The organism is Frankia sp. AiPs1 (genome assembly GCF_023716945.1).
Classification (GTDB): Bacteria; Actinomycetota; Actinomycetes; order Frankiales; family Frankiaceae; genus Frankia.
This window is the reverse complement of record NZ_JAMQQF010000149.1, coordinates 1-12,266: the sequence shown is the minus strand read 5'-3', so window position 1 is coordinate 12,266 and position 12,266 is coordinate 1. Positions and strand designations below refer to the sequence as shown.

The window sequence follows — 12,266 nt, the reverse complement described above, 5'->3', positions numbered from 1 at the left end:
GCGCCGGCGCCGGCGGGAGCTCGGGACTGGGCCCGGAGTTCGCGGTCGCCGTCATGACCAGGTCCTGGTGTCCGAGCGGGCCTGCGCGTCGCGGCCGAGCACGGTGACCGTGAGGACCATGGCGACCAGCAGCAGGCCGGGGAACAGCGCGATCCACCAGGCCTGGCCCAGGTAACCCTGGCCTTCGGTGAGCATCGCCCCCCACTCCGGGGTCGGCGCCTGGGCACCGAGCCCGAGGTAGCTCAGCCCCGCGCCGGCCGAGATGGACGTGCCGAGGGTGACGCTGGCCAGCACCAGCAGCGGGGCCAGGGTGTTGGGAAGCACGTGCCGGGCTGTGATCAGCGATCGGCGCACACCCAGCCCGACGGCGGCGTTGACGTAGCCCGAGCGGCGCACGACCAGCGCCTGGGCGCGGATCACCCGGGCGAAACCGGGCGCGGCGCCGACCGCGACGGCGAGGGTCACACCGAAGACCCCCTTGCCGGTGATCATGACGACCATCAGCGCCAGCAGCACGCCGGGCAGCGCCAGCAGGATGTCGGCGGCGCGCATCAGCAGCGTGTCCCCGACCCGGCCGCTCAGCGCGGCGACCAGCCCCCACACGCTGGCGATCGCGACCCCGACGGCGGTGGCGACGACGCCGATCGACAGCGAGTAGCGGGTGCCGTACACGACGCGGGTGAACACGTCCCGGCCGAGCTGGTCGGTGCCGAACCAGTGCCGGCCGCTCGGCCCCTGCAGGGTCGCCTGCAGGTCGCCGTCGGCCGGCCCGTGGCTGGTGAGCAGCCCCGGCGCGACGGCCGCAAGCAGTATCAGGATCACGATGGCCATCGCGACCAGCAGCCCGGGCCGCGGCAGCCGCCGAACGGCGCTCATGCCGCCACCATCCCGGTCCGTCGCCGCAGTCGGGGGTCGACGACGGCGTACAGCACGTCCATCACCGCGGCCACGACGACGAACACGACCGCGGACAGCGTGACCACCCCCTGCACGACGGGGAAGTCCCGGTCGGACACGGCCTGCAGGGCGACCCGCCCGACGCCGGGCCGGGCGAAGACGCTCTCCACGATCACGGCACCGCCGAGCAGGGTGCCGACGAACCAGCCCGCGAGGGTCAGGGCGGGCAGGGCCGAGTGCCGCAGCGCGTGCCGCGAGCGCACCGAGTGTTCGGCGAGCCCGCGGGCGCGGGCGGTCAGAACGAAGGGCGCGTCGAGCGCGGCGAGCAGCCCCTCGCGCAGCACCTGGGTGAGGATCGCCGCGATCGGCAGGCCCAGCGTCACCACCGGCAGGATCAGCGAGCGCGGGTCGCCGGTGTCGGACACCGGCAGCCAGCGCAGGTGGAACGAGAACACGGTCAGCAGCAGGATGCCCAGCCAGAACGCCGGCGTGGACACCACCACCAGCTCCAGCAGCGAGCTGATCCGCCGCGGCCAGCGGGAGCGCCCGGAGGTCAGCAGGGTCACGGCGACCGAGAGCACCACCGCAAGCAGGCTCGCCCACAGCGCGAGTTCGACCGTGGGCCGCAACTGGTCGGTGATCACCGACCAGACCGGCTGCTGGAGCTGGTAGGAGTTGCCGAGCTGGCCGGTGGCCAACCGCCCGAGCTGGTCGGCGTACTGGATGACCAACGGCTGGTCGAAGTGGTACCGCGCCCGCAGCAGCTCGCGCTGCTCCGGGCCGACCAGCGCGTTCGTTCCGATGATTGCGTTCACCGGATCGCCAGGGATGAGCTGGAGCACGAGGAACGCGCAGGTCACGGCGCCCCAGATGACCGCGACGGCGCCCAGCAGGCGGACCAGGACTCCGCGGATGGCCGATGGCATCAGCCGGCCTGGACCCAGGCGCCGTAGAACTCCGGCCAGGTGGCGATGCTCAGCCGCAGGTCGTGCACCTTCTTGTTGACGCCGACGGTCGCCGTCGACACGAACGTCGGGACCGCCGCGGCATTGTCGATCACCCACTTCTGGACCTGGGCGTACTGCTTCGCCCGCTGCTGGGGCGACTGCTCGGCCTGGGCGGCCTTCAGCCACGTGTCGACCTGCGGGTCGGCGACGTGGGCGAAGTTGTGCCCGCCGCCCTTGGAGGTCTCGGTGGACAGGAAGAACGAGCTGAGGATGTCGCCGTCGGGCCGCGCCCAGCTCGTCTCGACCACGTCGTACTTGCCGTCGTCGAGCAGGCCGGAGACCTCGGTGGCGTCGGTGGAGGCATGCTGCTGGAAATCGAAGCCGATCTTCTTCAGTTCGGTCTGGGCGGCCTCGGAGAACAGGGTCGGCTTGCCGTAGACCGGCGAGACGACGGTCAGCCGCCTGCCGTCCTTGGTGCGGTAGCCCTGGGCGTCCCGCGCGGTCCAGCCGGCCTCGTCGAGCAGCCGGCCGGCCAGCGCCGGGTCGTACGGCCAGCTGTTCTCCAGCGAGGCGTCATAGCTGTACGGGGTGGTGGGCGACAGCACGCTCCACGCCCGGTCGGTGGTGCCCTGGTACACCGACTTCACGATGGTGCCGATGTCGAGGCCGCGCTGGAACGCCCTGCGGACCCTGACGTCGGTGAACACCCCGCCGGTGGTGTTGAGGTAGTAGGCGTCGACGGCGCCGGGCGTCTGCTTGCTGATCGCGGTCAGCCGCGGGTTGGCGCGCACGCCGGCGATCGCGTTCGGCGGGAGGGCGGCGGCGCCGTCGACCTGGCCGGAGTTCAGCGCGCCGACCCGGGTGGCGTCCTCCTTGATGAACCGGATGGTGACCGAGTCGAGCCGGGCCGGGCCGCTCTGCGCGGCACCCTTCGGTGCCCAGTTGTAGGCGGCGTTACGGGTGTAGACCCGCTGCTGGCCGCGGACGTACTGGCCGTTGCGGAACGGCCCGGAGCCGACCGACGCGGTGCCCGAGCACAGCTTGTCCTCGCCGACGCGCAGCGACGCCGGCGAGGCGATGCCGAGGAAGGTGGTGCTCGCCACCTGCAGGAACGGCGCGTAGGGACGGCTGAACGACACCTGGATCTCGTTCGGACCGGTGACCTTCGTGCCCGTGTAGGGGCCGAGGAGACCGGCGGCGAACTGCGACTCGGTGTCCTTGGCGACGATGTGGTCGAAGTTGGCCTTCACCGCGGCGGCGTCGAACTTGGCGCCGTCGTGGAAGGTGACGTCCTTGCGCAGCTCCAGGGTGTACGTCAGGCCGTCCGCGCTGACCTTCCAGGAGGAGGCGAGCCAGGGCTCCAGCGAGCCGTCGGGCTTCTGGTAGACGAGGGAGTCGAAGATCGTCCGCTGGGTGAACGCGGTGACATCCTGGGCGCTGGCGTGCGGGTCCCAGCAGTCCGGCTCCTTCTGTGACGCGTAGGTGATGCTGCCGCCGCTGTGCGGTTGGGCGCCGGTCGCGTCGTCGCCGCCGCCACCGTCCGATCCACAGGCCGCCGCGAACAGGGTGGCGGCGAGGGCTGTGAGCAGCCCGGCTTTACGAGCGGTGGGGCGCGATGGCATGCAGATACTCCGTACACGGTGTGGATGCTGGACTCCCCAACCCTTGGGGCGGCCGCTAAAGTCGAGCTGAAATGCCTGGTCGCGCGGCTGGACTTGGCGAGGAAGCAGCCTGGGTCAGCAGCTCGAAGGAGCGCACGCGGTCGGCCTGGTCGGGCACGATGGTCAGCGCCATCAGCTCGTCCGCGCCGGTGGCCTCGAGGAGCGCGGTCAGGTCGCGGCGCACCGTGTCCACCCCGCCGATGAGCTGGGGGGCGGCGAGGTCGTCGAGGAAGGCGACCTCGGCGCGGCTGTAGGAATGCGCGCTCGTCCTCGCCTGGGAGGGGAACGCGTCGAACAGGCCGATGGTGCGCATCCAGACCTTGCTCAGCAGGTAGGGGGCGGCGGCCTGGCGGGCGGCCTCGTCGGTCTCGCCGACGGTGACCAGCGCGCTCAGCAGCGAGCGGGGGCGGGCGAGCTGGGCCGAGGGCGTGAACGCCGCCCGGTAGCGGCGCAGCGCCGCCACGCTGGCCTGCGGATTGACGTGGTGGGCGAAGGCGTAGGGGAGCCCGAGGGCGGCGGCGAGACCGGCGCTGGCGGGGCTGGAGCCGAGCACCCAGACCTCCGGCCGGCCGTCGGCGGCCGGCACCGCGACGATCGGGTTGCCCGGGTCGGCGGGGGCGAAGTACCCGGTGAGCTCGGTGATCTGGTCGGCGAAGGAGTGCTCGTCGCTGCCGGGGGAGCGGCGCAGCGCGTGGGCGGTGCGGGGATCGGTGCCCGGCGCCCGGCCCAGCCCGAGGTCGATGCGGTCGCCGAACAGCGCCTGCAGCGTGCCGAACTGCTCGGCGACGACCAGCGGGGCGTGGTTGGGTAGCAGCACCCCGCCGGAGCCGACCCGCAGCGTGCTGGTCGCGGCGGCGATCCGGCCGGCGAGAACGGCAGGCGTGGAGGTGGCCAGGCTCGGCGTGCCGTGATGCTCGGCCACCCAGTACCGGTGGTAGCCGAGTTCCTCCACGCGGGGGGCAACCGCGACGGTGTCGCGCAGTGCCGTGGTGGCGCTGCGCCCTTCGAAGACGGGGACGACGTCGAGAACGGACAGGGGAACGACGGTGGGACTCGTCATCGGGTTCCTTCGGCAGGACCCGCCCGCGGCGGTGGCGCCGACGGCGGGATGGCGGGACGGCGGTGATGCGGGCCGGCGGTGATGCGCGGTGGCGGTGATGCGGGCCGGCGGTGATGCGCGGTGGCGGTGATGTGGGACGGCGGGTCGGCGCTCAGGCCGAGACGGGTTCCGCCGGCGCGGCCGGGCTCGGCGCGGCCACGGGCGCCGTTCGGCCGGGCAGCAGCAGACCCATGGCGAACACGACGAGGCCGGCCGCGAACGGCCACCAGAAGGCGTTGCCGAACGACCCCTCCGTCGGTGCCGTGTGCGCGCCGCCGCCCTGCAGGATCAACGCGACGACCGCGATGCCCAGCGAGGCGCCGATCTGGTTGAGGATGAACACGGCGCCGGTCGCGCCGGCCACCGCGTCACCGGGCACCGTGCGGTACACCGAGCCCATCGTCGGGGCGCCGACCAGGCCCATGCCGAAACCGGCGACGAACTGGGCTGCCGTCAGCGCGACCTGGGAGGTGCCCGACCCGGACTGGGTGAACACCAGCGAGCCGGCCGCGACCAGCAGGGCGCCGACGGGCACCAGCCGCCGGGCACCGACCTTGTCGGCCAGGTTGCCCGCCAGCGGCATGCCGAGCATGGTGCCAAGGCCCAGCGGGGCCAGCAGCAGACCGGATTCCAGCACCGAGTGGCCGTGCACCTGCTGGTAGTACAGCGGGAGGATGAACAGCAGCGAGAACAGGCCGCCGCCGAGCAGGAACATGGTGGTGACGCTGGCGGAGAAGCCCCTGCTCGCGAACAACCGCAGGTCGAGCAGCGGCGTGCCGGCCGTGCGCAGCGCGTGGACGGCGTAGCCGGCGAACAGCGCCAGCCCGATCACCAGGCCGACCACCACCCGGGTGCTGTCGAAGCCCTGGCTGCCGGCCTGCGAGAACGCGTAGACGATCGCGGCGAAGCCCGGGGACAGCAGGGCCACACCGAGGATGTCCAGCGGCACGGACCCGCCGGTGCGCGGCGGGTCCGTGGGCAGCGCCACGATCGCCAGCACGATGGCCGCGAGCGCGAACGGGACGTTGACCAGGAACATCCATTCCCACGACAGGCCGTCGAGCAGCAGGCCGCCGACGATGGGGCCGAGCACCGGCCCGAGCGTGATCGGGATCGAGATCAGGCCCATCGCCCGCCCGATGCGGGCGGGCCCCGCGGCGCCGGCGACGACGGCCATCATGATCGGGTCGACCATGCCGCCGCCGAGGCCCTGCAGGATCCGGAAGGCGATCAGGCTCTCCGCGTTCCACGCCACCGCGCACAGCACCGACCCGACCAGGAACAGCGACAGGCCGAGCAGCCACATGCGCTTGGCCCCGAACCGCATCACGGACCAGCCGGCCACCGGGATGGCGAGCGCGACCGCCAGCAGGTAGCCGGTCGTCACCCATTCGATCGTGGCGAGCGAGGCGTCGAAGTGCGCGCCGAGCGTGCTGATGCCGACGTTGACGATGGTCGCGTCCAGGTACGACATCATCCCGCCGAGCACCATCACCCCGATGATGGTCAACAGGGCGCGATCGAGCCCGGGTGGGCTGTCCGGCGCGGTGTCCGTGCCCGTCATGGCAACTCCCTTGTAACTGGCGTTCAGGAAAAGTGAACTACCCGTTTCAAATTGATGGGTGCCAACGTAGCATGGGTCCATGAGGGTGGGCGAGACCGCAAACGCGGCGGGAGCTCCGGCCGAGCGGGGTCGGTTGGACAAGCGCCGCGCGATCGTGGAGGCGGCGCTGCGTGTCTTCGCCCGCAACGGCTACGCGGAGGCGAGCCTCGACATGATCGCCACCGAGGCGGGGGTGGCGAAGCCGACGATCTACAACCATCTCGGCTCGAAGGAGAACCTGTTCCGGTACGTCATGACGACGACGGCGACCCGCTCCAACGCGAAGGCGCTCGAGGTGCTCGAGGGCTTTCCCAAGGAGGCCGGCGGCCTTCGCGGTGGTCTGGAGGACGTCGCCGCCCGGCTCGTCGACTGCTACTGCGACGAGCGGTCCGAGGCGGTGCGCCGCCTGCTCTACGCCGAGGCGCTGCGCTTTCCCGATCTCTACGACGCCGTGCGCGCCAGCGGGGCGGACCAGTTCATCGAGGCGCTCGCCGGCCGGCTCGCCCGGCTGGCCAACGCCGGCCATCTGAGCATCGCCGATCCGGTGCGCGCGGCCAACCAGTTCATCGCGCTCGTCTACGAGGAGTTGCCGGTGCGCAGCACGCTGGGTACCCGCCCGCTCGGGCCGGACGAGGCCGGGGAGGTGGTGCGCGCCGGGGTTGACACCTTCCTGCGGGCGTTCGCCGCGTCGGGCGGCGGGGACGAGTCCGCTCAGCCGCCGGCCCCGGCCCCGGCCCCGTAGCGAAGTTGGTAGAGCTGCCTGGTCAGGGCGGTGCGGGTCGGGCCGTGGCCGCCGTGCATGCGCAGGATCGACAGCACCGTCCACAGCCGGGTCTGGGCGAAGTGAGCCGGCGAACCGTGCACGTCGTCGTGTGCCAGCAGCCGCGCCCGCCCGACCAGCCGGCGTAGCAGCCGCGCGTCGCCGGGCGGGATGATCTCGTCGCGCAGGCTGGTCACGTGCGCGACCGGCACGCGCAGCGCGGCCAGCTCCGCCTCGGTCAGCGCCCACTCGCGCACGACGTCGTAGACCTCGTCGGGCCGTGTCGCGGTCAGGTGTGCCAGCGTGTCGGTGGTGATCCGTGGGACGTGGCGCTGCCACGCGGCGTCGGTGAAGAACTCCCGCAGCGGCGCCCCGGCGCCCACCACGCCGGCGATGCGGTCGTCGTGCAGCGCCGCCCGCAGCGCCAGGTGCCCGCTGAAGCTCAGCGCCAGCAGGTAGACGTCGGCGCGGCCCGGCGGCCGGCCGACCGCGTCGAGCAGCGCCGGGAACAGCGTCCAACTGTCGGCCCGGTAGGGCAGCGTGTTCTCCCCGACGCCCGGCATCTCCGTGACCAGGCCGGCGAAGCCCAGCTCGCTGAGCGTCAGCAGTACCGGTGCCCACTGCTCCTTCGTCGACACGATGCCGCCGGTCATGACCAGCAGCGGCCGCGCGTCCGGCGCGTCCAGCCCGGTGGTCCAGCAGCGCACGCGTCCCACCGGCAGCGTGACGTCCAGGCGCCTGAGCGCGGGGAACCCGGCGCTGAAGCGCTCGAAGGATGCCGTGGCCTCGGCCAGCGCGCGGGCCCGGGCCGGGCCGTCGACGAACGGGAAGCGGGCCATCGTGTAGTGCACACAGGCGTCCAGGGGCTGGTCGCGGGCGGCCAGGTCGTCGGCGCGGGCACTCCACTCGTGGACCCAGGACCCGGGCCCGGTGCCGTCGTGGCGGATGCGTTCCAGCAGCGGGCCGTAGTGCGCGGCGGGCAGGCCCTGTGAGGCGGCGTGCGCGACGACGAACGACTTCAGCTCGGCGACGTCGTTCATACCGCTGCCAGGGCTTCCTCTGCCAGGGCTTCCTTTTCCAGGACTTCCTTGACCTCGGTCAGGACGTCGGCGGCCTGCGCGCCGTCGATCGCGCGGTGGTCGAAGCTCATGCTGAGCCGCAGCAGGGGCGCGATGGCGAGCTGGCCGTCGCGGACCACCGGCCGGGGCAGGATACGGCCCACCCCGAAGGTGGTGGTGGTGCCGCCGACCGAATGGAACGAGTCGACGGCGCGGTGCCCGAGCGAGGTGACGGCGACGGTGCCGGTCAACCGCGGGCGCAACGCCAGCGAGCGGGAGGCCCGGCGGAACCGGGCCCGACCCACCAGCAGGGGCGCCCGGTGCAGCCGGCGGACCGGCTCGAAGTCGGGCAGCTCCGCCAGGTCGGCCCCGCGGATGCGGTCCAGGTGCGCCTGGATCTGACCGAGCTCGGCCTGGTGCAGGTTGGGCACGACGGTGGCGAGCACCACCCGCTGCCCGTCCAGGGTGGCGTCCAGGGTCAGCTTGCCGTGCACGTACGGGTAGAGCGCGCGGCGCTGGCGCAGCCGGCCGCTCAGCGCGGCGTTGGCATCGGGGTGGCGCGCCAGCACCCGCCCGGCGGCGCGCAGGATGTAGCCGGTCGTCGAGTAGTGCACCCCGGTCGCGGCCCGGGCGGCCTCGCGGTGGGCGAGCACCCGGGTCATGTCGACCTCGGTGTCGAGGAAGACGGGGGCGAAGTCGCGCACGACCTCCAGGAAGAACAGGGTGTGGCGGCGCTGGCGGGGCAGCGGCCCCGGCGTGACCACCGGCTCGGGGCCCGGGGTCGTCCCCGTGCCGGACGCCACCGGCGCCTTGGCGGTGGCGGTGGCGTCGGTGGTGGTCCCGTCGGTGGTGGCGTCGGCGTCGGCGTCGGTGGCGGTCACGACCGGACCGCCAGTCGGTACACCGCGTCGAGGCTCGGCGCCTCCAGAACCGCGGCGAACGGCAGCGACCGGCCCGTCTCCCGCTCCAGGATCGTGCACAGCGCCAGCAGGTGGACGGAGTCCCACGACTCGACGGTGTCGAGATCGCGGCCCAGGTCGTCGGCGGTGACGGGCAGGGCAAGCTCGTCGCGCAGCAGGGTGACGAAGTCCTCGACGGTCCTCACGGGGCATCCTTCTCGAAGCGGGCGGTCAGCCGGACGTGCGGGGGCGCTGCGGGCAGGTCGCAGAGGTCGTGGCGGAACTGGGCGCCGGCCTCGTCCGCGCTGAGCGTGACGAAGCCGGCCTGCGGGTAGAAGTCGGCGACCTTGCCGTTCTTCGCGGTGCGGGTGTACGCGGCCCGGACCTCCGCCGCGCCGGTCTCGTGCGCGCGGCGCAGCACCGCCGACAGCACGGACTGCTCGATGCCGCGGGCGAACACCCGGCAGCTCAGCAGGAAGTCGTCGATGTGCAGCGCGGCGCCCGCCCGGCGCGTCAAAACCACGCCGACCAGGCCGTTGTCGCCGAAGCGGTCGGCGGAGGTGACGGTGAGCACCTGCACGGCCGGGTCCTCGGCCAGGGCGACGACCTCGGCGGGCCGCAGCCGGCGGGTGTTCAGGTTGAACTGGTTGGTGCGCAGGGTGAGCTGCGAAACCCGGGCGAGCTGCGCCGGCGCCGCCGGGTCGACGGTGACGGTGATGTCGAGCCCGCGCAGGTAGTCGTCGACCGAACCGGCGGTGTCCAACAGCCGCCGCCGCGCCCGCTCCGCCCGGTAGCGGGCCGGCCGGGCGACGTCGTCGGAGGTCAGCTCGCGCACGTCGAACCAGCCGTCGGCGAGCAGCCGGGAGACGTGCAGCGCCGGCTCGTCGTCGACCTCGACGACGGCCACCCCGGGCAGCTCGCTGCGCACGACCCCCCGCTCGAACGGGTTGTCGTCGACGAAGACGATGCTGTCCACCCCCAGGCCCAGCTCGGCGGCGAGCTCGGTGAGATGACGGTGCTTGGGCCCCCAGTCGGCGCGCACCGCGGCGAAGTCGTCCTCGCGCAGGACCATGCCCGGATGCTCGCGCAGCACGGCGACGACGGGTTCCAGGTCGTTCTTGCTCACCGCGGCGAGCAGCACGCCCTGCGCGCCGATCTGGCGCACGACCTGCTGGAAGCGGCGGAACGCCTGGCCGCGGTAGCCGCCGTCGACCTCGATGCCCTCCGGGCCCACCTCGCCGAGCACGCCGCCCCACACCGTGTCGTCCAGGTCCAGCGCGAGCACCTTGCGCCCGCCGCCGGTGGCCCCTCGGACCAGGTGGGCGACCTGCCGGGCGAAGCCGGCGAGCAGCCTGTCGGACAGGTGGGCGTGGGCGTACACGGCGGCCCGCGGTTCGCGCGCGGCGACGCCCGCGGCCAGCAGCGGGTCGAGGTCGACCGTCGCCACCGCCGGGTGGGTGCCGGCCAGGCGCAGCAGCCGCGCATTCGCCTCCCGCCATGCCGCCCCGAGGCGGGCCCGCTCGCGCAGGTCGAGGAGCTGGGCGGTGAGCTCGTGGGGCAGCGGGATGGTGTTGAGCACGAGGGTGGCGCCCCGGCCGGTGGCGGCGAAGACGTCCGCGATCCGCTCCACCAGCGCCACCTTCTGCGCCAGCACCTGCTCGGCGTCGTCGGCGCGCCACGGGTTCGGCAGCTCGTCGGCGATCACCTCCGGGTCGAGCAGGAGCAGGACGAAGGCGGGCCGCCCGGCGTACAGCGCGCTGTCCGGGTCGACCAGATCGAGGACCCAGGTGTCGAAGTCCGACAGCGACAGCCGGCCGAGCAGCCCGAGCCGGGCGAGTTCGGCGCTCAGGGCGGGCACCAGCCCGCTGAGCGTGCCGTGCCCGGTGACGGCGATCGCCGGCGCGGCGATGGCGGGATGGGCGGCGAGGACGTCGTCCGGGTCGAGCCGGGCCAGCAGCCGACCGGCCGCGAGCAGGTCGGCCCCGCCGAGCCCGGCGAGCAGGCGCTGGACGGTCGGATACGCGGCGGCGAGCCGCCCGGACCGATGCAGGGCGCGGATCTCGCCGAGGGCGTCCGCGGCCGCGTCCGGGTGGGCCGCGTTCAGGTGGGCCGTGTCCGGCGTGTACCCGCTCACCCCGCGCCGCCCTGCAGGGCGAAGCCGGACTTGATCCATTTGCTGGACTCGATGGAGATACCCAGCGCCCGCTCGCCCTCGTCCAGGCTGGTCAGGGCCTGCTCCAGCTGGAGGAAGACAATCGCGTTACCGCAGTTGCCCGCCTCGTCGACCACGCTCACCTCGCGCGCGCGGGGCAGTTCCAGCGAGTCGACGATCAGCCTGGTCATCCGGCCCGAGAGTTGCGGGGGCAGCAGCAGGTCCACCTGGCCGGGCGTCCAGCCGGTGTCGGCGAGCAGCTCCTGGAGCACCTCGCCGGTCATCGCCGGCACGCGCTGTTCGATGGCCGCGTAGTCCTCGGTCGCCGCGGGGCGGGTGCTGTCCCTGTCGACGGGGCCGAACCACTCCAGCGTCGCGCCGGGCGCCTGGCCGAGGCCGACCAGCCGGGTGAACAGCGCGCGCACGACCGCCGAGCCCGGGGCCGGCTCCGTCGAGAGCACCGCCGCGCCGGCGGCGTCGCCGAACAGCACGTAGTTGACGAGCTGGGCCGGCGCAACGCTGCGCAGGTCGGCGGTGACGTCGTAGAACCGGGCGATCACGTCGCCACCGAGCACCAGCACCCGCCGGGCACTGCCGGCGAGCAGGACCTGGCGGGCCAGGTCGAGCGCCTGGACCGCGCCGGAGCAGCCGGACTGAAGCTGGTAGGTGCGCACGTCGTTGATGCCCAGCCGGTCGGCGACGATGTTGACGGTCGCCGGCATGAGCTGGTCGGGGGTGGCGGTGCCGAGCACCACCGCGTCGATGTCGCCGGGGCCGAGCCCGGCTGCGGTCAGGGCCTGGCGGCCCGCCCGCTCGGCAAGCTCGGCGAGGGTTCCGGTGATCTTCCCGGACTCCAGGTCCAGGGCGAGGTGGCGGGCCTTCGTCCCGATGAACACCTCGACCCACTGCTCCCAGAGGGTGTCCAGACCGAATCGTCGCGCCAGCGCGGCGTTGTCCACGGCGGTTCCCGGCAGCGCGGAGCCGGCGGACAGAACATGTACGTCGGGACCGGGCATCGGCGCACTCCTCTCTTCGGGTCGCGGCCCGGTGCGCCGCGACACGCTCTGGTCAGGCCCCGCGGCCGGCGGGGTCGGGCACCCTCAGCGCGCGAGCGCGGTGCGCAGCGGATGGCGGTCGGCGATCCGCGGCGGGCGGGCGGGTGTCGTGCCGGGACCGGTCAGGGCCTGCAG

The 12,266-nt window shown here is 73.4% G+C and carries 11 protein-coding genes; 1 reads left to right on the top strand and 10 read right to left on the bottom strand.

Going from position 1 to position 12,266, the window contains the following annotated elements; all coding sequences use genetic code 11:
* Positions 1-51: 51 nt before the first annotated feature.
* The 5 genes from ND748_RS15205 to ND748_RS15185 form a co-directional block, all read right to left on the bottom strand.
* Entirely contained in the window at positions 52-876 is an 825-nt protein-coding gene (locus ND748_RS15205; protein WP_251746466.1) for an ABC transporter permease, read from the bottom strand.
* Positions 873-1,823 carry an ABC transporter permease gene (locus ND748_RS15200; RefSeq protein ID WP_251746465.1) on the bottom strand — a complete coding sequence of 317 codons (951 nt, stop codon included), beginning with the start codon at positions 1,821-1,823 and terminating at the stop codon, positions 873-875. Before ND748_RS15200 ends, ND748_RS15205 begins: the two co-directional genes overlap by 4 nt.
* Complete coding sequence (locus ND748_RS15195) at positions 1,823-3,466, bottom strand: ABC transporter substrate-binding protein (RefSeq protein WP_251746464.1); 1,644 nt, start codon at positions 3,464-3,466, stop codon at positions 1,823-1,825. Before ND748_RS15195 ends, ND748_RS15200 begins: the two co-directional genes overlap by 1 nt.
* A 55-nt stretch (positions 3,467-3,521) precedes the next feature.
* Positions 3,522-4,565 carry an LLM class flavin-dependent oxidoreductase gene (locus ND748_RS15190; protein WP_251746463.1) on the bottom strand — a complete coding sequence of 348 codons (1,044 nt, stop codon included), beginning with the start codon at positions 4,563-4,565 and terminating at the stop codon, positions 3,522-3,524.
* 151 nt (positions 4,566-4,716) lie between these two features.
* Positions 4,717-6,168: a DHA2 family efflux MFS transporter permease subunit gene (locus tag ND748_RS15185; protein WP_251746462.1), complete on the bottom strand. Its 1,452-nt coding sequence runs from the start codon at positions 6,166-6,168 to the stop codon at positions 4,717-4,719.
* A gap of 79 nt (positions 6,169-6,247) precedes the next feature.
* On the opposite strand from ND748_RS15185, the gene ND748_RS15180 reads away from it, so the two are divergent.
* Positions 6,248-6,949, top strand: a complete 702-nt coding sequence (locus tag ND748_RS15180; RefSeq protein WP_251746461.1) for a TetR/AcrR family transcriptional regulator — start codon at positions 6,248-6,250, stop codon at positions 6,947-6,949.
* On the opposite strand, the gene ND748_RS15175 is transcribed toward ND748_RS15180, so the two are convergent.
* The 5 genes from ND748_RS15175 to ND748_RS15155 all read right to left on the bottom strand — a co-directional run bounded on the left by ND748_RS15175 (position 6,919) and on the right by ND748_RS15155 (position 12,092).
* Positions 6,919-8,007, bottom strand: a complete 1,089-nt coding sequence (locus ND748_RS15175) for an alpha/beta fold hydrolase (protein ID WP_251746460.1) — start codon at positions 8,005-8,007, stop codon at positions 6,919-6,921. The genes ND748_RS15180 and ND748_RS15175 overlap by 31 nt on opposite strands.
* A complete protein-coding gene (locus tag ND748_RS15170) occupies positions 8,004-8,789 on the bottom strand; it encodes a 2-oxo acid dehydrogenase subunit E2 (RefSeq protein WP_374215929.1) in 786 nt (261 codons plus the stop codon). Before ND748_RS15170 ends, ND748_RS15175 begins: the two co-directional genes overlap by 4 nt.
* Before the next feature lie 113 nt (positions 8,790-8,902).
* Complete coding sequence (locus tag ND748_RS15165; protein WP_251746458.1) at positions 8,903-9,130, bottom strand: acyl carrier protein; 228 nt, start codon at positions 9,128-9,130, stop codon at positions 8,903-8,905.
* Positions 9,127-11,058, bottom strand: a complete 1,932-nt coding sequence (locus tag ND748_RS15160) for an HAD-IIIC family phosphatase (protein WP_251746457.1) — start codon at positions 11,056-11,058, stop codon at positions 9,127-9,129. The genes ND748_RS15165 and ND748_RS15160 overlap by 4 nt, the downstream gene beginning before the upstream one ends.
* Positions 11,055-12,092, bottom strand: a complete 1,038-nt coding sequence (locus tag ND748_RS15155; RefSeq protein ID WP_251746456.1) for a 3-oxoacyl-ACP synthase III family protein — start codon at positions 12,090-12,092, stop codon at positions 11,055-11,057. The genes ND748_RS15160 and ND748_RS15155 overlap by 4 nt, the downstream gene beginning before the upstream one ends.
* Positions 12,093-12,266 lie beyond the last annotated feature (174 nt).

What these genes read in the sequence shown, in the direction of transcription:
- ND748_RS15205 (WP_251746466.1), bottom strand. Translation starts at nt 876, where the DNA reads ATGAGCGCCGTTCGGCGGCTGCCGCGGCCCGGGCTGCTGGTCGCGATG.
- ND748_RS15200 (WP_251746465.1), bottom strand. Translation starts at nt 1,823, where the DNA reads ATGCCATCGGCCATCCGCGGAGTCCTGGTCCGCCTGCTGGGCGCCGTC.
- ND748_RS15195 (WP_251746464.1), bottom strand. Translation starts at nt 3,466, where the DNA reads ATGCCATCGCGCCCCACCGCTCGTAAAGCCGGGCTGCTCACAGCCCTC.
- ND748_RS15190 (WP_251746463.1), bottom strand. Translation starts at nt 4,565, where the DNA reads ATGACGAGTCCCACCGTCGTTCCCCTGTCCGTTCTCGACGTCGTCCCC.
- ND748_RS15185 (WP_251746462.1), bottom strand. Translation starts at nt 6,168, where the DNA reads ATGACGGGCACGGACACCGCGCCGGACAGCCCACCCGGGCTCGATCGC.
- ND748_RS15180 (WP_251746461.1), top strand. Translation starts at nt 6,248, where the DNA reads ATGAGGGTGGGCGAGACCGCAAACGCGGCGGGAGCTCCGGCCGAGCGG.
- ND748_RS15175 (WP_251746460.1), bottom strand. Translation starts at nt 8,007, where the DNA reads ATGAACGACGTCGCCGAGCTGAAGTCGTTCGTCGTCGCGCACGCCGCC.
- ND748_RS15155 (WP_251746456.1), bottom strand. Translation starts at nt 12,092, where the DNA reads ATGCCCGGTCCCGACGTACATGTTCTGTCCGCCGGCTCCGCGCTGCCG.